Origin of the sequence: Rhodococcus sp. 14-2496-1d (assembly GCF_002259365.1) — a bacterium.
GTDB lineage: Bacteria > Actinomycetota > Actinomycetes > Mycobacteriales > Mycobacteriaceae > Rhodococcoides.
On sequence record NZ_NPFV01000005.1, the window covers coordinates 111,650 to 129,959 of the forward strand.

The 18,310-nt window shown below is 65.5% G+C and carries 18 protein-coding genes; 7 read left to right on the forward strand and 11 right to left on the reverse strand.

Going from position 1 to position 18,310, the window contains the following annotated elements; genetic code table 11:
- Positions 1-10: 10 nt before the first annotated feature.
- From egtD to egtA, 4 genes are read right to left on the reverse strand one after another with little or no spacing between them, the layout of a single operon-like run.
- Positions 11-976: an L-histidine N(alpha)-methyltransferase gene (egtD, locus tag CH296_RS02685; RefSeq protein WP_094631254.1), complete on the reverse strand. Its 966-nt coding sequence runs from the start codon at positions 974-976 to the stop codon at positions 11-13.
- A complete protein-coding gene (egtC, locus tag CH296_RS02690) occupies positions 973-1,722 on the reverse strand; it encodes an ergothioneine biosynthesis protein EgtC (protein ID WP_094683964.1) in 750 nt (249 codons plus the stop codon). Before egtC ends, egtD begins: the two co-directional genes overlap by 4 nt.
- A complete protein-coding gene (egtB, locus tag CH296_RS02695) occupies positions 1,723-3,027 on the reverse strand; it encodes an ergothioneine biosynthesis protein EgtB (RefSeq protein ID WP_179275460.1) in 1,305 nt (434 codons plus the stop codon).
- Positions 3,024-4,280: an ergothioneine biosynthesis glutamate--cysteine ligase EgtA gene (egtA, locus tag CH296_RS02700; protein WP_094683965.1), complete on the reverse strand. Its 1,257-nt coding sequence runs from the start codon at positions 4,278-4,280 to the stop codon at positions 3,024-3,026. Before egtA ends, egtB begins: the two co-directional genes overlap by 4 nt.
- 147 nt (positions 4,281-4,427) lie before the next feature.
- Here egtA and CH296_RS02705 point away from each other — a divergent pair, with 147 nt between their 5' ends.
- On the forward strand, positions 4,428-5,597 hold the full coding sequence (locus CH296_RS02705) for an aminotransferase class V-fold PLP-dependent enzyme (RefSeq protein ID WP_094683966.1): 1,170 nt from the start codon (positions 4,428-4,430) through the stop codon (positions 5,595-5,597).
- Here the strand turns inward: CH296_RS02705 and CH296_RS02710 are convergent.
- Positions 5,540-6,520: a DMT family transporter gene (locus tag CH296_RS02710; protein WP_094683967.1), complete on the reverse strand. Its 981-nt coding sequence runs from the start codon at positions 6,518-6,520 to the stop codon at positions 5,540-5,542. The two genes, CH296_RS02705 and CH296_RS02710, sit on opposite strands and share 58 nt — an antisense overlap.
- Before the next feature lie 73 nt (positions 6,521-6,593).
- Between CH296_RS02710 and CH296_RS02715 the strand changes: the two genes are divergently transcribed.
- The 3 genes from CH296_RS02715 to pth all read left to right on the forward strand — a co-directional run bounded on the left by CH296_RS02715 (position 6,594) and on the right by pth (position 8,719).
- Positions 6,594-7,190 (forward strand): TetR/AcrR family transcriptional regulator, encoded by a 597-nt coding sequence (locus CH296_RS02715; protein WP_094683968.1) that lies wholly within the window; start codon positions 6,594-6,596, stop codon positions 7,188-7,190.
- Positions 7,191-7,381: 191 nt separating this feature from the next.
- Positions 7,382-8,044, forward strand: coding sequence for a 50S ribosomal protein L25/general stress protein Ctc (locus tag CH296_RS02720; protein WP_094683969.1), 663 nt, complete (start codon positions 7,382-7,384; stop codon positions 8,042-8,044).
- 87 nt (positions 8,045-8,131) lie between these two features.
- Positions 8,132-8,719 carry an aminoacyl-tRNA hydrolase gene (pth, locus tag CH296_RS02725; RefSeq protein WP_230596804.1) on the forward strand — a complete coding sequence of 196 codons (588 nt, stop codon included), beginning with the start codon at positions 8,132-8,134 and terminating at the stop codon, positions 8,717-8,719.
- 91 nt (positions 8,720-8,810) lie between these two features.
- Here the strand turns inward: pth and CH296_RS02730 are convergent, their stop codons facing one another.
- The gene (locus tag CH296_RS02730; protein ID WP_094645622.1) at positions 8,811-10,445 is read right to left on the reverse strand and encodes a fatty acyl-AMP ligase; all 1,635 of its coding nucleotides are present in this window, start codon (positions 10,443-10,445) and stop codon (positions 8,811-8,813) included.
- Positions 10,446-10,590: 145 nt separating this feature from the next.
- Between CH296_RS02730 and CH296_RS02735 the strand changes: the two genes are divergently transcribed.
- Together CH296_RS02735 and pnuC are read left to right on the forward strand one after the other, a co-directional pair.
- Positions 10,591-12,285: a peptide chain release factor 3 gene (locus tag CH296_RS02735; protein WP_094645623.1), complete on the forward strand. Its 1,695-nt coding sequence runs from the start codon at positions 10,591-10,593 to the stop codon at positions 12,283-12,285.
- A gap of 7 nt (positions 12,286-12,292) precedes the next feature.
- Entirely contained in the window at positions 12,293-12,946 is a 654-nt protein-coding gene (gene pnuC / locus CH296_RS02740) for a nicotinamide riboside transporter PnuC (RefSeq protein WP_032396227.1), read from the forward strand.
- Between the two features lie 163 nt (positions 12,947-13,109).
- On the opposite strand, the gene CH296_RS29410 is transcribed toward pnuC, so the two are convergent.
- A complete protein-coding gene (locus CH296_RS29410; RefSeq protein ID WP_230596806.1) occupies positions 13,110-13,334 on the reverse strand; it encodes a hypothetical protein in 225 nt (74 codons plus the stop codon).
- Between the two features lie 70 nt (positions 13,335-13,404).
- Here CH296_RS29410 and CH296_RS29415 point away from each other — a divergent pair, with 70 nt between their 5' ends.
- Positions 13,405-13,752, forward strand: a complete 348-nt coding sequence (locus CH296_RS29415) for a hypothetical protein (RefSeq protein ID WP_230596808.1) — start codon at positions 13,405-13,407, stop codon at positions 13,750-13,752.
- Positions 13,753-13,762: 10 nt separating this feature from the next.
- On the opposite strand, the gene CH296_RS02750 is transcribed toward CH296_RS29415, so the two are convergent.
- From CH296_RS02750 to CH296_RS02765, 4 genes are all read right to left on the reverse strand, one after another.
- The gene (locus tag CH296_RS02750; RefSeq protein ID WP_094683970.1) at positions 13,763-14,761 is read right to left on the reverse strand and encodes an enoyl-CoA hydratase/isomerase family protein; all 999 of its coding nucleotides are present in this window, start codon (positions 14,759-14,761) and stop codon (positions 13,763-13,765) included.
- A gap of 45 nt (positions 14,762-14,806) precedes the next feature.
- On the reverse strand, positions 14,807-15,490 hold the full coding sequence (locus CH296_RS02755; protein ID WP_094683971.1) for a DUF4166 domain-containing protein: 684 nt from the start codon (positions 15,488-15,490) through the stop codon (positions 14,807-14,809).
- Between the two features lie 76 nt (positions 15,491-15,566).
- On the reverse strand, positions 15,567-17,363 hold the full coding sequence (locus CH296_RS02760) for an ABC-F family ATP-binding cassette domain-containing protein (protein ID WP_094683972.1): 1,797 nt from the start codon (positions 17,361-17,363) through the stop codon (positions 15,567-15,569).
- Complete coding sequence (locus CH296_RS02765; protein WP_032396229.1) at positions 17,363-18,298, reverse strand: 4-(cytidine 5'-diphospho)-2-C-methyl-D-erythritol kinase; 936 nt, start codon at positions 18,296-18,298, stop codon at positions 17,363-17,365. Before CH296_RS02765 ends, CH296_RS02760 begins: the two co-directional genes overlap by 1 nt.
- Positions 18,299-18,310 lie beyond the last annotated feature (12 nt).

Consider the following 18,310-nt stretch of genomic DNA (forward strand, 5'->3'; position numbering starts at 1 on the left):
GAGGGCTCGTTCACACTCGACCCGCCAGAATGAGCGCGAACCGGGATTCGGAGTCGGACCACAGATGCTCGACGCCGAATCCCGCTGCAGCCAGTTCTGCGGTGATGCCGTCCGGTCGGAACTTCGCCGAGATCTCGGTGCGCAATTCCTCGCCCGCCTCGAAATGCACGTGCAGATCGAGATCGGCGACATACACCTCCTGCGTCGATGTGGCCCGCAGTCGCATCTCGATCCACTCCTGCTCGGCGTTCCACAGCGCGACGTGCTCGAACGCATCGGGATCGAAAGTGCCACCCAGGCGAGAGTTGATCACCGACAGCACGTTTCGATTGAACTGCGCCGTCACCCCCGCCGCGTCGTCGTACGCCGGAACCAGCACGTCCGGGTCGATGACCAGTCCGACGCCGAGGAGCAAGTGCTCCCCTGGATCGAGCGCGCCTGCGATCGCCTTCAGAAAGTCCTCGCGCTCCTCGGGGATGAGGTTGCCCAGGGTGCCACCGAGAAACGCGATGGTGCGCGCGCCCCCACCGGGCAGATTGTGCAGAGTATCGGTGAAGTCGCTGACGATGCCGTGCACCTCGAGAGCGGGAAACTCCTGGGCGATCTGCTCGATGGCTCCCTCGAGCGCCGTGACCGACACATCCTGCGGCACATAGGTCTTCAACGAACCGTGCTTGGCCCCTGCAGCGAGCAGGATCTTCGTCTTCTCCGACGAGCCCGACCCGAGCTCGATCAACATGGTGGATTCGGTCGCCTCGGCGATGTCGAGGGCATGCTCTTCGAGCAGGGCACGTTCGGTGCGGGTCGGAAAGTACTCGGGCAGCTCGGTGATCCGCTCGAACAGCTCGCTGCCCACGGCGTCGTAGAAGTATTTGGGCGAGAGCCACTTCGGCGTGGACGTCAACCCGTCTCGCACGTCCTTACGCAATTCGTCCACCAGTGCCGTGTCGGCGAGGTGTACCTCGACAGTGCTCATGTGTGCTCCTCTTCGTCGAGACGGGAAACGGTCAACTCGGACGCCGTGGCAACGACGAGACTGCGGTCGTCGACGGGCGTCCAGTCGGAATTGTCGTCGGTGGGTTCGGACGCGATCGTGACGGCGTCAACGGAACTGCGGACGGACAGGGCGTGATGCACTGCGGTGGCGTACAAATTCTCCCCGTCGCCGAGGAGAAAGTTGAGCCTGGACCCCGGTGCGCGCGCCTCGATACGCCGAACCAATGCGGCAAGCGCTGCCGGCGGTTCGAGGGTTGCGAGCAACTGCCGCAGAACGATCCAGACTGCGGCCGCGTCGGTCGGAGCCGGCAACGTGAGTGCATCTTCGGGCGGCACCTCGGACCACAGGTCGGTCAGTGAGTGGGGCCAGCCGCGGACCACTCCGTTGTGACTGAATGCCCAACGGCCGTCGGTGAACGGTGCGCAGGCCGATCGCTCCACCGGCATTCCCACCGTTGCCGATCGCACGGCGGCGATCACCGACGTCGAATCGAGCTGCGGCAGAACATCGTCGACCGCGGGGTCGGTCCAGATCGGCATGGCGTTGCGGTAGCTGCGAACCGAACCGGCCTGCCACCATGCGACCCCGAAGCCGTCGGCATTGATGGTGCCCCCGCCGCGCATGTCGTCGGGGGCATACGACTGCACCCGCAAACTGTGATCGCCGCCGGTGAGCACTCCCCCGACCGACGTGAGAGGGCCGAGATACCCGAGATGTCGGCACATTCAGCTGGGCTCGACGTCGCGGGCCAACCGGAATCCGCTGAAGATCTGGCGTCGGATCGGGTGATCCCAGTTGCGGAACGTGCCCCGACATGCCACCTCGTCGGTGCCGAACGAGCCGCCGCGCAACACCTTGTAGTCGCCACGAAGAAACACCTCGGAGTACTCGGCGTACGGAAACGCCTCGAATCCGGGGTACGGCTCGAAATCCGAGGAAGTCCACTCCCATACGTCACCGATGAGGTGATGCACACCTGCCGAGGAGGCACCGTCGGGATACGCGCCGACGTCCGCCGGTTCCAGATGCCGCTGATTCAGATTGGCATGTGCTGCAGTGGGTTCGGCATCGCCCCACGGGTACGCGTTACTGGTGCGAGTGTCGGCGTCGAAACGCGCGGCCTTCTCCCACTCGGCCTCCGTCGGCAGTCGCTTGCCTGCCCAGCGGGCGTAGGCGTCGGCCTCGAACCAGCACACGTGCACCACGGGCTGCTGCGGGCGAACCTTCTTGGACACCCCGAAACTGCGACGCCACCACGTTCCGTCGGAGTCGGACTCCCAGAACTGTGGCGCGGTCAGGTTCGCGTCGACGCGATGCTGCCAACCCTTCTCGGTCCACAATTCGCGGCGTCGGTAACCGCCGTCGGCGATGAAGTCCATGAACTGCGCGTTGGTGATCGGTGCCCGGTCGATGGCGAAGGTGGGTACGTGCACCGAGTGAGCCGGTCGCTCGTTGTCCAGTGCCCACGGGTCGAGCGAGGTACCCATCGAGAACGGGCCACCCGCGATGACGGCCTCACCCGACACCGGCACCACCGAGGCCGGTGGCGCAGGAGCCGTGAGAACCGCGGGCCCCGAACGCAATTGATGGGTCGCGAGCATGGTCTCGTCGTGCTGCTGTTCGTGCTGGGCGATCATGCCGAACGCGAAACCGTGCTTCTCGACCGGTCGACCCTCGAAAGTGCTGTGATCGAGCACATCCCAGGCCTTGTCGCGCACGGTCCGGACGTAGACGCGCGCCTCGTCCGGGGTGAGCAAGGGAAGCGACGTACGCGAAGACCGCGAGTGCTTGAACGCGTCGTACAGCTCGTCGATGTCCGGACGGACGGGATCGCGGCCACCGACGTCGCGTACGAGCCAGAGTTCCTCTTGACTACCGATGTGCGCGAGATCCCACACCAGCGGGCTCATCAACGGCGAATGCTGCGCCATCAGTTCGGTCTCGTCCACACAGTCGGTGAGTGCGCCGCTGCGGGCACGACTGCGAGTGAGGACCGTTTCGATTCTGTTCCTGAGTTGTTCGGCGCTCACACCGATTCCTTTCGAGTCCGAAATTCCCGTGTCGCCGTGTCGAATTCACTGGGGGGCTCGCCCGCACCGCACCGGCGAGATGCCGCCGACAGCAACTCGGAGTACTCGCCTCCGACCTCCGCGGCGAGTTGGAGCAATTCGGTTGCCGCCGCGCGGAGGTCGTCGTCGGCCAACCCGAGCCGGGCCGCGTCGAGCCACCGTCCCGCCGTTCCGCCGCCGATCTCGGTGGCGCGGGCCACCAGTTCGGGCGTGGACAGCAGCGCCTCGAACGCTGCGGCCGGAACCACCCACTGACCGTCGGCCTGCGCGTCGAGATAGCGAATCTCGAAGTGCCCACAGGCGCGCACCTTGGGGAACAGGGTGGTCAGGTGATAATCGAGGTCACTGTAGGTCGGCGCGCGTCCGACGATGCCGGGATCGTCCATCCACTGAGCGAACGTGGTGCCGGCAGGTGCTTCCCAGTTCTGCGTGACGCCCTGGATGCAGAGCAATGGAACGTCGAGTGCCCAGCGTGCGTAGTCGGCAATCGGGTCACCGGTGTTCGGAACCGCAGTTCTGCTGGAATCGGTTCTGCTGGAGTCGAGTTCGAGCCAGGTTCGCATCCGCTGCGATGCCCAGTCCCCGGCAGGTGCTCCGGCGAGTTCAGGAGAGCGGGCGAACGCGGACACGAAGGCAGGACCGATGACGTGGAGCATGTGCCAGCGCGCGGCGACCTCGGCGCGATCACGTCCGGCGTCGACGCTCACCTGAGCCGCAGCGGTGTTGCACATCATCAACTTCCCGAAGGGGCCGATGGTGGTGAACCGATTCTCCATCGCGCAGTACCGCGGGAGGACGAGGAGGCGTTCCGGTGCCCGAGCGGTATCGGCCGGAACGGACGCCATGTCGATGCCGGCATCACCGAGGATGTTCCGCAGCCGCTGGGCATCGGCGTCGAGCATCGGTGCGAGTCGAGAAACGGATACATAAGGCGAACTGGACAATTCGACCTGACCGCCGGGTTCGACGGTGACGATGCTTCCGCCCGGCAACGACAAGGCGGGTGATTCGGGATCGATACTGCGCGGGGAGTGAACACCGAGCGCATCGGCCAGAGCCGAGAGGGTCGGACGGGTTCCGTCGTCGAGGGCGGTGAGCCACTCGAGTTCGGCACCGACGAGTGCCGGTGGCCCCAGCTTGAAACACACCTTCGACACGTATGCCTCTGCTGCCGGGCGCGAGCTCAGCCCGAGAGACTTCTCGTTGGACGACACTCATTCCTTCTTTCCGCACTCAACACGTTCTCCGCTCGGAGAACGTACCCAGCTGCGAGGATCGAAAACGCCGCGATCCCTCGTCCGGTCGAGGCTACCGATTGTGGAACTCTGGTGCCCGAGAGTTCGCAACCGAAAGGACGACCGATGCTCGATCACGACCGCATTCGACGCGACACCCCAGGTGCGTCGGGCCGCGTGTTTCTCGACAGCGCCGGATCCTCGTTGCCCCCGACCGTCGTCCTCGACACCGCGATCGCGCATCTACGCCGCGAAGCGGAGATCGGCGGCTACCGGGCCGCGAACGAACGACTCGACGACCTCGCCGCGGTCAAGACCTCGATTGCAACATTGATCGGCGCGCAGGCGTCGAGCATTGCACTGAGCGATTCCGCGACGCGGGCCTGGACGGACTTCTTCTACTCGGTGCCACTCTCGGCCGGCGACCGAATCCTGCTGTGCGAGGCCGAGTACGCCAGCAATGCCATCTCCGCCCTCCACCGCGCCGAAGTCACCGGAGCGACCGTCGAGGTCATGCCGAGCGACGCATCGGGACGCATCGATCTGGACGCGCTGGAATCGATGCTCGACGACCGCGTGAAACTGATCTCGGTGGTGCACGCCCCCACGAACGGCGGCCTGATCAATCCCGCCCGTGCCGTGGCCGATCTCGCCCACCAGCACGGTGCACTGGTCCTGCTCGACGCCTGCCAGTCCATCGGGCAGCTCCGCCTGGACGTCGAGGAGTTGGGAGTCGACGCCCTCTCGGCCACCGGCCGCAAATGGTTGCGCGGCCCACGCGGAACGGGCTTCCTCTACCTGCGTCCGGGATTGGCGTCGACGCTGCATCCGCCGGCCCTGGACCTGCACAGCGCAGAGTGGACCGATGGACGGACCTACCGGATGGCAGACGACGCCACGCGATTCGAATTCTGGGAATGCGACGTCGCGGCCAGGCTCGCGCTCGGTGCTGCCGTCGACTACCTGCTCGAACTCGGTATCGACCGAGTCGAAGACGCCGTCGTCGAACGTGCCGACTACCTCCGCTCGGGGCTTCGGAAGGTTCCCGGGGTGACCGTGCGCGACCTCGGCGACCGCAAGAGCGGCATCGTATCCTTCACCGTCGACGGCGAGGATCCCGTGGCAGTGCGTGACCGACTGGCCGAACGAAACGTGACGGTCACCGTCAGCCATCGCGGTTCCACGCGTCTGGACATGACGGGCCGGGGGCTCGACGCCGTCGTGCGTGCATCTCCGCATTATTTCGTCGCGTTCGCCGAACTGGACGCGATGCTCGCTGCGCTCGCAGGTGAGTGACACTTCGTAGCAGGGTCGGCAGGAGTGGAGCCGGCGGAACGACCCGTCGAACCGTCGCTCACATGGGTTCCGCGGAGGTAGGCAGCCACGCCGATTGCGGAGACCACGAGTCCGCCGAGCCCGAGCCAGGTGATCTCGTCGCCGAACATCAGCAAGGCCCACAGCATGGTCGTCGGCGGTGTCAGGTAGAGCAGCACGCTGGCGCGCGTCGGACCGTTGCGACGCACCACGAACAGGTACGCGCCGTATGCCCCGAAGGTGGAGAGCACCACCGTCCAGGCCACGGCGGCGACAAAGCCGGTCGTCATCGGCGGCGCGACATCCCCGGCCAGAGCACTCCACGTCATGAATCCGACTGCGCTGATGGAACATTGAATCGCCATCGCCAGCGCGATCGGCTCCTTCGGTGCCAGCACGCGTTGGCCGATCGTGCCCACCGACAGTGCCAGCATTCCGGCAGCCGGTAGCAGGTAGACCGGCCAGAAGAGGTCGGCACCGGACAGGTCTCCGACCACCACCAGCGAGACACCCGCGATCCCGACGACGAGTCCCAGAATCTGCCGTCCTCCCACGCGTTCGCCGAAGATCCTGCTCGACGCCGTCGCGACCACCAGTGGCTGCAACGCGGCGATCAAGGCGGCGACGCCGGGTGGCACGCCCATCCCGATGCCGGTGATGGTCGCACCGAGGTAGAGGAACTGGCAGAACAGGCCCAGGACGGCATGGATTCGGATGGCATGCCAGGTGGGGGCCAGTTTCCGGAACCGGCACCACGCGATCAGCAACGCCGCCGCGGCGAGATACCGCCAGGCCAGAAGCGTGTGGGCCGGCGCTTCGGCGGTTCCGAGCTCTGCTCCGATGAAGCCCGAACTCCACAGCACCACCAGTGCTGTACCTGCAATGACGTCGACTCTCGATCTCATGGAGCGATGTAAACATACAGGTCTGTATACTTGCAGTGCACCCGCCGCTCACCAGCGCTTTCGAAAGGCAACCATGCTCAACAAGCCGCTCACCCCCGCCGGAGAACGCATCCTGACCGTCGCCAGCGACCTGTTCTACGCCCGCGGGATTCGCGCCGTCGGAGTCGACCTCATCGCGGAGGAGGCCGGCACCACGAAGAAGACGCTGTACGACCGTTTCGGCTCCAAGGACGGCCTGGTGCAGCGGTACCTCACCCGCCGATACGGCCTGTGGTGCGATCACGTGACCCGGTACGTCGAATCCCTCGAATCCGGCGACGCGCGCATCCTCGGGGTGTACGACGCCCTCGATCTGTGGATGCGCGACAACCATCGCGGCTGCGGATTCGTCAACGCCTTCGCGGAGTTCGGCGGTACCGGCAGCCCGGTGCTCGCGATCATCGAGTCCGAGAAGGAATGGACGAGATCGTTGTTCGCGCATTTGGCCACCGAAGCCGGTTACCCCGATGCCGAGCAGCTCGGAACCCGACTGTCGGTACTGCACGAGGGCGCGGTGGTGATGGGCACAGCGGGAGCTCGCGATGACGCGATCGTGGTCGCGCGGGGCATCGCGTTCGATCTGCTCGCTGCGCTCGCAGTGGTGCGGACAGGTGCCCCAGGGGGCGCATAGCCAAGCCACTGCGCGGCATCGTGTATTGTTTCCCAGGTTGTCTCGGCGAGGGTAGATCCAGATTCCCAGGATCCACCGTTATCGACGCGGCTCGGCCCCGTTGGCCGCGCTCGTTCGTGTCCGCCCCGACGAGCTTGACCGCCCGACGAAGTACGCCGCACGAACCACAGTTATCAGGAGTATCCAGCACCATGGCATCGAAGGTAAACAACCTCACCGCACAGGTCCGCACCGAATTCGGCAAGGGAGCCGCCCGCCGCACCCGTCGCGACGGCCTCGTTCCCGCCGTTCTGTACGGACACGCCACCGACCCCCAGCACCTCGCGCTGGACGCTCGCGCGTTCGCAGCCGTGCTGCGTAACGACGGCACCAACGCCGTGCTGACCCTCGACATCGACGGCAAGTCGCAGCTGGCGCTGACCAAGTCGATCGTCGTGCACCCGATCCGTCGCAGCATCGAGCACGCCGACCTCCTCGTCCTGAAGAAGGGCGAGCGCGTCACCGTCGAGGTCAACATCATCGTCGAGGGCGACGCCGCACCGGGCACCCTGGTCACCACCGACTCGACCGCGGTCGAGATCGAGGCCGACGCACTGGAGATCCCGGAGAACTTCGTAGTCTCCGTCGAAGAGGCTCAGATCGGTACTCAGATCACCGCAGCCGACCTCGACCTTCCGTCCGGCGTCACGCTGGTGTCCGACGGCGAGACGCTGCTCGTGAACGTCGTCGAGGCTCCGTCCGAGGAAGACCTCGAGGCCGACGGCGAAGGCACCGAGCCCATCTCCGAAGAGGGCGAAGCCGAGACTCAGGAAGAAGCCGAGTCCTCGGACGAGGACAGCTCCGACGAGAGCTGATTCTCCACCTGCACGCTCGACGGCGCGCTGCTTCCCTCGGGAGCAGCGCGTCGTTCGTTTCGAAGGCCTGATGAGACAATGACGACCGTGAGTGTTGATCCCGCAGCGCCGGCCCTGATCGTCGGCCTCGGCAATCCCGGCCCGCAGTACGAAAAGACCCGTCACAACGTGGGATTCATGGTGGCCGACGCCCTGGCCGGACGCATCGGTTCCGCGTTCTCCTCGCACAAGAAGTCCAACTCCGACATCGTGCAGGCCCGTCTCGGCAGTCGCTCGGTGGTCATCGCCAAGCCGCGCACCTTCATGAATCTCTCGGGCCAACCAGTGGCTGCGTTGGCGCGCTTCTTCTCGATCGAGCCTGCGAACATCGTCGTGGTGCACGACGAGTTGGACATCGACTTCGGTGCTCTACGACTCAAACTCGGCGGCGGCGAAGGTGGCCACAACGGCCTCCGCTCGATCTCGCAGCACCTGAGCACCAAGGACTATCTGCGGGTGCGCGTCGGCGTCGGGCGACCACCGGGACGGATGGATCCGGCTTCGTTCGTGCTCAAGCCGTTCTCCGCTGCCGAGCGCAAGGACCTCGGCGTCGTGGTCGAGGAAGCAGCCGACGCCGCCGAGCTCCTGCTCTCGGCCGGACTCGAGGCCGCACAGAACACGGTGCACCCGCGCTGAACCTCACACCCCTGTTCTGAGGTGCGCGCCCGTTCTCGCTTCCTGACGCACGCGCGCACCCCGCAAAAACGGCGTGAGGTCTCCTGCAGGTTCAGTTCAGCAGCGACGCCGAATTCGCCCGCCGCAGTTTGCCGCTCGATGTCTTCGGGATGCTGCCCGGCCCCAACACCGCGACGGTTCGCGGCCGCACTCCGACCTCCGAATGCACCGCATGGATCACTTCACGTTCGATGCGCCTGACCTCGTCCGGCTTGTCGATGTCGTTGGTTTCCACAGCCACCGCGAAACTTTCGCGTTTGTCACCGGCATCGAGCCGAATGGCCACGGCATTGCCCGGCCGCACACCGGCGACGGTGCCCGCGGCCCGTTCGATGTCGGTGGGATAGATGTTGCGACCACCCATGATGATGACGTCCTTGATTCGCCCGCAGACGACCACCAGTTCGTCCTCGGTGATGTAGCCGACGTCGCCGGTGTCGAGCCAGCCGTCCGCGTCGAGCGTCGACACCGGGCCGTCGACGGTGATGTATCCGGGCGTGACGGCCTTGCCTCGCACCTCGATGATGCCGACGCCCCGTGCGGTGAGCACCTGCCCCTCCTTGTCCACCACACGGCCCTCCAACCCCGGAACGAACTTGCCGAGCGTCGCCAGCGATCGGGTGTTGCCGCGTGTGGACGGGACGGCGCGACCGAGGGTCTCGAGCAGATCCGCGTCGACCACGTCGATCACCTGCCCCTGATCGGGATCCGGAATCGACACTGCCAGAGTCGTTTCTGCCATTCCGTATACCGGAGCCAGAGCGAGCGGGTTCAGCTTGTACCGGGCTCCGGCCTCGGCGAGCGCGATCATGGTGTCCGGATCGACCGGCTCGGCTCCGTTCCAGGCGTAGCGCAGAGTCGACAGGTCGAGATCCAGGTCGTCCTCCGCCTGACCGAGCCGCCGCGCCAGCAGCGAATAGGCGAAATTGGGTGCTGCCGTGACGGTTCCGCGGTACTTGTGAATCAGCTTGGCCCACAACAGCGGCGAGCGCAGAAAGTCCAGCGGAGTGATACTGACGACCTCGGCACCGACCTGCATGGGCACCGACAGGAAGCCCACCATGCCCATGTCGTGGAACAGCGGCAGCCAACTGACCATCACATCGGTTTCGACATCGAATTCGATGCGGTCGATCATCGCGTAGGCATTGACGTAGAAGTTCTCGTGCGTGATCCGTACGGCCTTCGGCGAACCGGTCGATCCGGAGGTGAGCTGCTGCAACGCGATATCGGACTCGGACGTGGGCACCGGATCGATGTCGCGACCGGTCTTCATGTCCTCGATCTTCAGCACGGTGATGCCGCGCTCTTCGAGCACGGGTGCGGCGATGTCGAACGGAGCCCCGAGGATCACGGCCTTGGCCTCGATCATCCGCACGACGGTCTCGGTGTCCTCACCCCAGACGGCGAGGTCGGTCCGCGGTGTGGGCTGATGCAGCATCGTCACCGATCCCCCGCGCATCCAGGTCGCCTGGCACGCCGGAGCGATGTCGACCGGCTGACCGGCCAGGATGCCGATCGCATCCCCGTGTTCGACGCCTGCGTCGGCCAACGCACCGGCCATCCGACGCGCCTGCTCGTGGATTTCACCCCAGGACTGTCGCAATGCCTCGTCGGGCTCGCCGGTGATCAGACCGTGCTTGCTGGTGCTCGCGGTCTCGAACATCTCTTCGGTGAACTTGCTCAACGCGCGTCTCCTCGTGAGGGAATCCCGGCCCACCGTCCACAGTAGGCAGTCCCGCCCCGACCGAAGGGTGCAACAGGCCGCGTATCCTTGATTTCTGCCCCGGCGCCCGATTCGGTGCCGCCCTTGCTAGGAGAATGAGGTTTTCGTGAGCACCCCGTCCAGTACCCCCGACGTCGACGCCACGATCGACGGGTCCGGACCGGCAGCGCTCGACGAGTCCGGAACCACCCGCAGCCGGGCCACAGAGCTCGAGACCGAGGTCGCGAGGCGTCGAACATTCGCGGTGATCTCGCACCCCGACGCCGGCAAGTCGACGCTCACCGAGGCCCTCGCCCTGCATGCGCGCGTCATCTCCGAGGCCGGAGCCATCCACGGCAAAGCCGGCCGCCGCTCCACCGTCTCCGACTGGATGGAGATGGAGAAGGCCCGTGGTATCTCGGTGAGTTCGACTGCGCTGCAGTTCAATTACCAGACCTCCCCCGACGCGGAGATCACCAACGTCATCAACCTCGTCGACACCCCCGGCCACGCCGACTTCTCCGAGGACACCTACCGCGTGCTCACCGCCGTCGACGCGGCCGTGATGCTGATCGACGCCGCCAAGGGTCTGGAGCCGCAGACCCTCAAGCTGTTCCAGGTGTGCCGCCAGTTCGGCATCCCGGTCATCACCGTCATCAACAAGTGGGACCGCCCGGGCCAGTCGCCGCTCGAGCTGCTCGACGAGATCGAGTCGCGGATCGGCCTGACTCCGACGCCTCTCTACTGGCCCGTCGGAATCGCCGGCGACTTCCGCGGCCTGCTCGACGTACAGGACGGCAGCTACATCCGGTTCACCCGTACTGCCGGTGGTGCGACCATCGCGCCCGAGGAATTCATGACGGCCGAGGCCGCCGCCGAACGTGAGGGCGTCGACTGGGACACCGCCGTCGAGGAAAGTGATCTGCTGATCTCGAGCGGTCAGCAGCACGATCAGGAGATGTTCCTGGCCGGTCAGACGTCGCCGGTGATCTTCGGCTCCGCGATGCTCAACTTCGGCGTCCGGCAGATTCTCGACACCCTCGTCGCTCTGGCACCCGCCCCCGGCGCGCGCGACGACGTCTCGGGCGGGGTACGCGAGGTCACCGATCCGTTCAGCGCCGTCGTGTTCAAGGTGCAGGCAGGCATGGACACCGCGCACCGCGACCGCCTGGCGTTCATGCGCGTGGTCTCCGGAGTGTTCGAGCGCGGCATGGTCGTCACCCACTCGCAAACCAAGAAGCCGTTCACCACCAAGTACGCGTTGACGGTGTTCGGTCGCGATCGTACGACCGTCGAGAACGCCTATCCGGGAGACATCGTCGGCCTCGTCAACGCGACCGCACTCGCCCCCGGGCACACGCTCTACACCGACAAGAAGGTCGAGTTCCCGCCCATTCCGTCGTTCGCGCCCGAGCACTTCTCGGCACTGCGGGTCGACAGCGCCGACAAGTACAAGAAATTCCGCCGGGCCGTCGAGCAACTCGACTCCGAAGGCGTGGTTCAGGTGCTGCGCAACGACATTCGCGGCGACGCCTCCCCCGTGCTCGCCGCCGTCGGACCCATGCAGTTCGAGGTGGTCACCGCACGAATGAAGACCGAGTTCGGCGTCGACGCCCGAATGGAACCGCTCGGATACTCCCTTGCCCGACGCACCGACGCGGCCTCGGCCGTCGAGTTGGGTCGCCAGCGCGGTGTCGAGGTCTTCACCCGCACCGACGGTGCGCTGCTGGCACTGGTGAGCGACAAGTGGCGTCTGCAGTACATCCAGAAGGAGATGCCCGAGCTGACTCTCGAACCACTCGTCGCCGCGGGTGATCAGTAGCACCGGCGTGCTGATCGATCTGCTCGACGCAGAGTTCTCCGTACTGGGGCACCCGATTCTGTGGCGTGAGGTGGTCGGCAACGGTTTCGGCTTGCTCTCGGCGATCGGCGGGATGCGGCGCGTCGTATGGGCGTGGCCGGTGGGGATCATCGGCAATGCGCTGCTGTTCACTGTCTTCCTCGGCGGCGTGTTCCACACTCCGCAGGCTCTCGATCTGTACGGCCAGGCCGGGCGACAACTGATGTTCATCGCGGTGAGCGTCTACGGGTTGATGCGTTGGCTGCGGGACTCCAAACGGTCGGGGGCAGCGGTTCTACCGCGGTGGGGCACGGCGCGGGAGCGGACCGCGATGATCGTCGTCGCGATCGTCGGCACGGTGCTGTTCGCGCAACTGTTCGGCTACCTCGGCTCGTTCGGCAAGTGGGCCGACGCGTGGATCTTCACCGGATCCATGCTGGCGACCTTCGGAATGGCGCGTGGACTCACCGAGTTCTGGCTGATCTGGATCGCGGTGGACATCGTGGGCGTTCCGCTGCTGATCGTCGCCGGGTTCTATCCCTCCGCGGTTCTCTACCTGGTGTATGCCGCGTTCGTGGCCTGGGGTTTTGCCGTGTGGTTCAGAGTTCAGAACAAGAACTTCGGTCAAAAAATGGCGTCGTAAACAATCGTGATGATACTCTCAGCGTGTCCGAACAAACTTCGAGTACGTTTCTGCGTGCTCGACGCCGAGTAGCCCGTCCTGATCGATGCCCGATCGTGACATCTCGGCGCGGAACCACCTGGGATCACGATGAAGTGGAAAACGACATGACTAAGGGATCGAACTACCCATTGGCCGGGATCAAGGTCGGTGGCGTTCCTGCGCATCGTTTGGCGACGCCGCCGAAGTCCGACTCCACTTCACCCGCCGGTGGCCGCACCGATTCTTCGGCGGCAGCGCCCGCCGAGAAGGCGGCCGAGACCTCTACCACCGAGAATTCGGAGGCAGTGGCCACGTCCACCGATAAGGCGTCCGCAACAACGCCTGCACCAGCAACGTCGTCCGTCACGGATTCAACGACCCCCCGCGCGGATCGACGTCGTCCAGAGAAGCCCGCCACGGAATCGAACGAGGTTGAAGTGACTACAAGCGATCAGATCTCAGAACACGGCCTGCCCACCAACGGCCGCTCCACGTCTCACGGCTCCAGCTCCTCGCCGTCGCTCGGTCGCGGCCAGGGACCGGACCGTCGTACCGCCATGGGCGTCGCCTCGGTACGCATCGCAGGCCGCCTGACCCAGAACGAGCTCGGCAGCCGCACCGGCGACATCCGCACCCCCGACACCTCCGTCGGTCCCGACGAGCTGCTCCAGCTCCTCGGCGAATACCTCGTCTCGGGTGGCCTGCAGAACCCCGAGATCCACGTTCGCTCCAACGGCCAGACCATCGTGCTGGACCTGCAGAACCCCGCCAAGGGCTACCGCTGACCCCTGCCGGTCACAACAGCTGCTGGAATGCCTCTGGTCGCACCATCTCGAGTACCAGAGGCTTCCATTGCGGCGCTCGGTCCTTGTCGACCAGCACTGCACGAACACCCTCGGCGAAGTCCGGTTCGGTGATGATCCACGTCGCCATCCGCAACTCCCGATCGAGACATCCACGCAACGTGCTGTCGGCCCCCCGTGTGATCAGCGCGTCGGTTGCCATCAGGGACGTGGGCGACAGCGTCGCCAACTGAGTCTTCGTCGTTCGCGACCAGGGCGTGTCGCACACCAGCGCATCGATGATGTCGACGAGTGAGCTCCTCTCGAACACTGCGGCCACCGCCTCCGCGTCGAACGACAGTTCGGTGGTCGACGGCGCAGTGGTGTATCGATCCAACACCTCGTCAAGATCCATGCCTGCGAGAATGTCCGCCTTCAGATCGGACACGACCTCACTCGGGCAGAAATGCGTCGCCAATCCCAGTGCGAGCGCATCGGTTCCGGTGATACGAGTTCCCGTCAGCGCCAGGTACCGTCCGGCATGGCCCGGCAGGCGCGAGAGAAAGTAGCTCGACCCCACATCCGGCACGAAACCGATCGCCGTCTCCGGCATCGCCAACACGGCGTTCTCGGTGACGATGCGGACGCTGCCGTGAATCGAAATTCCCAGGCCACCACCGAAAGCCGCCGCTTCGATGACGGCGACGTACGGCTTGGGGTAGCCGGCAATCACCTCGTCGAGGTCGTACTCCGCCGCGAAGTACGCCGGGCCCGCCTCGTGGTCACCGTCGACGACGGCCTGCCGAATCGCCTTGATGTCACCGCCGGCGCAGAACGCCCGAGGTGAACTGCTCGTCACGAGAACAGAAGTGACCTCATCGTCGTCTCGCCACGCATCGAGTGCGGCGCGGATCCCGTCGATCATCGCACCGTTCAACGAGTTCAGAGCCTCCGGCCGGTTCAGGACGATATGCCCCACTCCGCCCACGGTCTCGGCTTCGACAACGGCCACTGTTGACTCCTTCACACGCACATCGTTCGACGCGTAACAGTAGCGCTATTCGCGAGACTCGACCGACCGTGGACGCGCGTCAGCGGGAATGTCGGAGGGAGGACACGGCCGCTCCTCGGCAGTGAACCATCCACGATAGAGAAACAGCTGCCCGAGCACCGGGCTCTTCACCTCGATCTCGATGCGATGCCGTTCCTCGGCCGCATCCCACCACTCGCGACCGATCGTCACCGCCGACGCCGGCTTCGGCAACTTCGGCGCAAGAGGGCCGAGCACGAATCGCGGAACCTCGCTCTCGAGCACAAGTCCACCATCGGCGTCGACCTCACACCTGGTGTGCACCACCATGTCCGACGAGAAACCCAGGTAGTCCAAGGCATACGCGTCGGACTCGGCGGAGGACACCATCACCGAGTTCATTCCCTGCGGGCGACCGGCGAAAGCGAAACGCCGCACGAAAGACATTGTCTCGCGGCCCAGTTCGTCGACATACGCATAGTTGGCGATGGTGAACGGCACGTCCTTGCCCACACCCGCGGGAAAGAGTCCACGCTTGCGGCCGGCCCACAGCAACGGCGGCGGCACGAGCCGAGAGTGCGTCATCTCCTCCATCACGCCCACCCCGAACTGGGCGAGATGGTCCGAGGACTGCAATCCGAAGCGCCACTGAACCTTGGGATGCAGACGGGCGAAGTCCGAACCGAGTACTTCCGCGACGACCGATGTCATGACTCCAGTATGCGCTGCGCGCAGGTGAGCGAAACTTCGTAGCAGATTACGAATTACCGTTCACGTGCCGCAGGCTCTACTCCAGCTCGGCGGCCAACTCCATCCAGCGTTCCTCGGCGACATCCTTGTCCGCGAGGACCTGCTTGAGCTCGGAGTCGAGGGCGACGAGCTTGCCCTGCTCGGTGGACGCGTCGACGAGTTCGGCATGCAACTCGACCTCACGCTTGGAGAGTCGAAGGACGAGCTTTTCGAGCTTGCTCAGTTCCTTACGGGCCGCGCGCTCGGACGCCGCATCCCGGGTCGCCTTCTTCGGCGCCGCGCCGGTGGTCAACGAATCCGGAGTTGCCTCGGCCGCGAGAACCGACCGGCGACGCAAGTACTCGTCGATCCCGCCGGGCAGATTGGTGAGCTTGCCGTCGCCGAACAGTGCCCAGGTGGAATCACAGATGCGCTCGATCAGGTACCGATCGTGACTGATGACGACGAGGGTGCCCGCCCAGCCGTCGAGGATGTCCTCGAGCTGCTGCAGGGTGTCGATGTCGAGATCGTTGGTGGGCTCGTCGAGCAACAGCACGTTCGGCTCGGCCATCAACACGCGCGTCAGCTGGAGCCGACGACGCTCACCGCCGGAGAGATCTCCGACGGGGGTGCGCTGACGCGCCGGGGTGAAGCCGAGCCGCTCCGCGAGCTGCCCGGCCGAGATCTCACGGTCACCCAACGTGATCCGCTCGGCCACTTCCTTGACCGCATCGAGAACACGCAGCTTCTTGGGTAGGTCGTCCAATTCCTGCTTGAGCCAACCGATCTTGACCGTCTGGCCCTGGATTCGCTTACCCGCAGCAGGCTGCAGTTCACCAGCGAGCGTGCGGAGCATCGTGGTCTTGCCCGAACCGTTGACGCCGACCAGGCCGACTCGCTCACCGGGAGCCAGACGCCAGGTGAAGTCCTTCACCAGTTCTCGGCCGTCGGGAGTCTCCAGGCGCGCGTCCTCGAGTTCGATGACGACCTTGCCGAGACGACGCTGAGCGAACGAGGACAACGCGACGGAGTCACGCGGAGCCGGAACGTCGGCGATCAGAGCCTCGGCCGCCTCGATGCGGTACTTCGGCTTGGAGGTACGAGCCGGGGCACCGCGGCGCAGCCACGCCAACTCCTTGCGCGCGAGGTTGCGTCGACGCTCCTCGGACGCGTCGGCCTGACGGGACCGCTCGGCGCGCGCGAACACCCAGTCGTTGTAGCCGCCCTCGTAGGCCTCGACGCCGCCGCCGACCACTTCCCATGTGCGATTGGCGACCGTGTCGAGGAACCAGCGATCGTGGGTGACGACCACCAGCGCACTGCGACGGCTGACCAGGTGCGCGGCCAACCACTGCACGCCCTCGACGTCGAGGTGGTTGGTCGGCTCGTCGAGCACCAGCAGATCGAGATCCTGAACCAGAGCCGCTGCCAACGCAACTCGTCGACGCTCGCCGCCCGAGAGGTTGTCGATCGACGCGTCGAGTCCCGAACTCCCCGCAGGCCCGAGGTCGGCAATACCGATGCCGGTCAAGATGTTTCGCACCCGAGAGTCACCCGCCCACTCGTGCTCGGCCATTCCGAGTGGGTCGAGGACCACCTGGCCGACGGTCGACCCCGGAGGCAACACGCCGCGCTGGGTGACGACAGCCATGCGCAGGCCGTTGACCCGGCTGACACGTCCCGAATCGGGCGGTTCGATGCCGGCGAGAACCTCGAGGGTGGTGGTCTTACCGCCGCCGTTGAGACCGACCATGCCGATGCGTTCGCCCTCCTGCACGCCGAGCGAGACGCCGTCGAGCAGTGGCTTGACGCCGAAGGACTTGCTGACGTTTTCGAGATTGACGAGATTGACCATCAGGAAAAACCAATCGATTCACTAGTGACAACACGAGCACCGGGAACCGGTCCACTCGCAACACGGACGGTGCGGCACACACCGGCACCGGACAATTCAGCGCTCACCGACACCGCCGCGTCGGCGTCGGCGCACAGAAACGCGCAGGTGGGGCCCGAGCCGGACACGATGCCCGCCAATGCCCCGGCGGTGACTCCCGCACGCAGTGTGCGACGCAACTGCGGCATCAGCGAGACCGCAGCGGCCTGCAGGTCGTTGCCGAGCAACGGCGCGAGCGCGCGCGCATCGCCGGACGCCAGCGCATGCATCAGATCCTCGGTGCCGCCGAGGCGAGGCGGATCGCCCTTGGCCCGCAACTCGTCGAGTTCGTTGTACACGGCAGGCGTTTGCAGACCGCCCTTCGCCAACGCCAGCACCCAGTGAAAACTGTTGCGCGAGAGCACCGGAAGCAGCTTCTCCCCGCGACCGGTTCCGACCGCGGTCCCGCCGTGCAACGAGAAGGGCACGTCGCTCCCGAGTTGAGCCGCCACCTCGTCGAGCTCGTCACGCGAGAGATCGAGATGCCACATCGCGTTCAGTGCCACCAGGGTCGCGGCAGCGTCGGCACTTCCGCCTGCCATCCCACCGGCCACCGGAATTCCCTTGTCGATGGTGATCTCCACCGACGGCTCTCGCCCGACCCGACGCCCCAGCAACTCGGCGGCCTTCCACACCAGATTCCGCGAATCGGTGGGAACCACCCTCGCGTCGTCACCGCGCACCCGAACCGAGAGCGTCTTGGCCGGAATCACCGACAGTTCGTCCGAGAGCGAGAGCGCCTGAAACACCGTCGTCAGCTCGTGAAAGCCATCGGGACGCAGGTCACCGACCGACAGATGCAGATTCACCTTCGACGGGGCCCGAACGACGACGGGTGTGGGAACGACAGACAGCACGAGTAACCACAG

Excerpts from the sequence above, each read along its gene's own strand:
- CH296_RS02755 (WP_094683971.1), bottom strand. The coding sequence starts at position 15,490 with ATGACATCGGTCGTCGCGGAAGTACTCGGTTCGGACTTCGCCCGTCTG.
- CH296_RS02760 (WP_094683972.1), bottom strand. The coding sequence starts at position 17,363 with ATGGTCAATCTCGTCAATCTCGAAAACGTCAGCAAGTCCTTCGGCGTC.
- egtC (WP_094683964.1), bottom strand. The coding sequence starts at position 1,722 with ATGTGCCGACATCTCGGGTATCTCGGCCCTCTCACGTCGGTCGGGGGA.
- CH296_RS02720 (WP_094683969.1), top strand. The coding sequence starts at position 7,382 with ATGGCATCGAAGGTAAACAACCTCACCGCACAGGTCCGCACCGAATTC.
- egtD (WP_094631254.1), bottom strand. The coding sequence starts at position 976 with ATGAGCACTGTCGAGGTACACCTCGCCGACACGGCACTGGTGGACGAA.
- CH296_RS02710 (WP_094683967.1), bottom strand. The coding sequence starts at position 6,520 with ATGAGATCGAGAGTCGACGTCATTGCAGGTACAGCACTGGTGGTGCTG.
- CH296_RS02715 (WP_094683968.1), top strand. The coding sequence starts at position 6,594 with ATGCTCAACAAGCCGCTCACCCCCGCCGGAGAACGCATCCTGACCGTC.
- CH296_RS02705 (WP_094683966.1), top strand. The coding sequence starts at position 4,428 with ATGCTCGATCACGACCGCATTCGACGCGACACCCCAGGTGCGTCGGGC.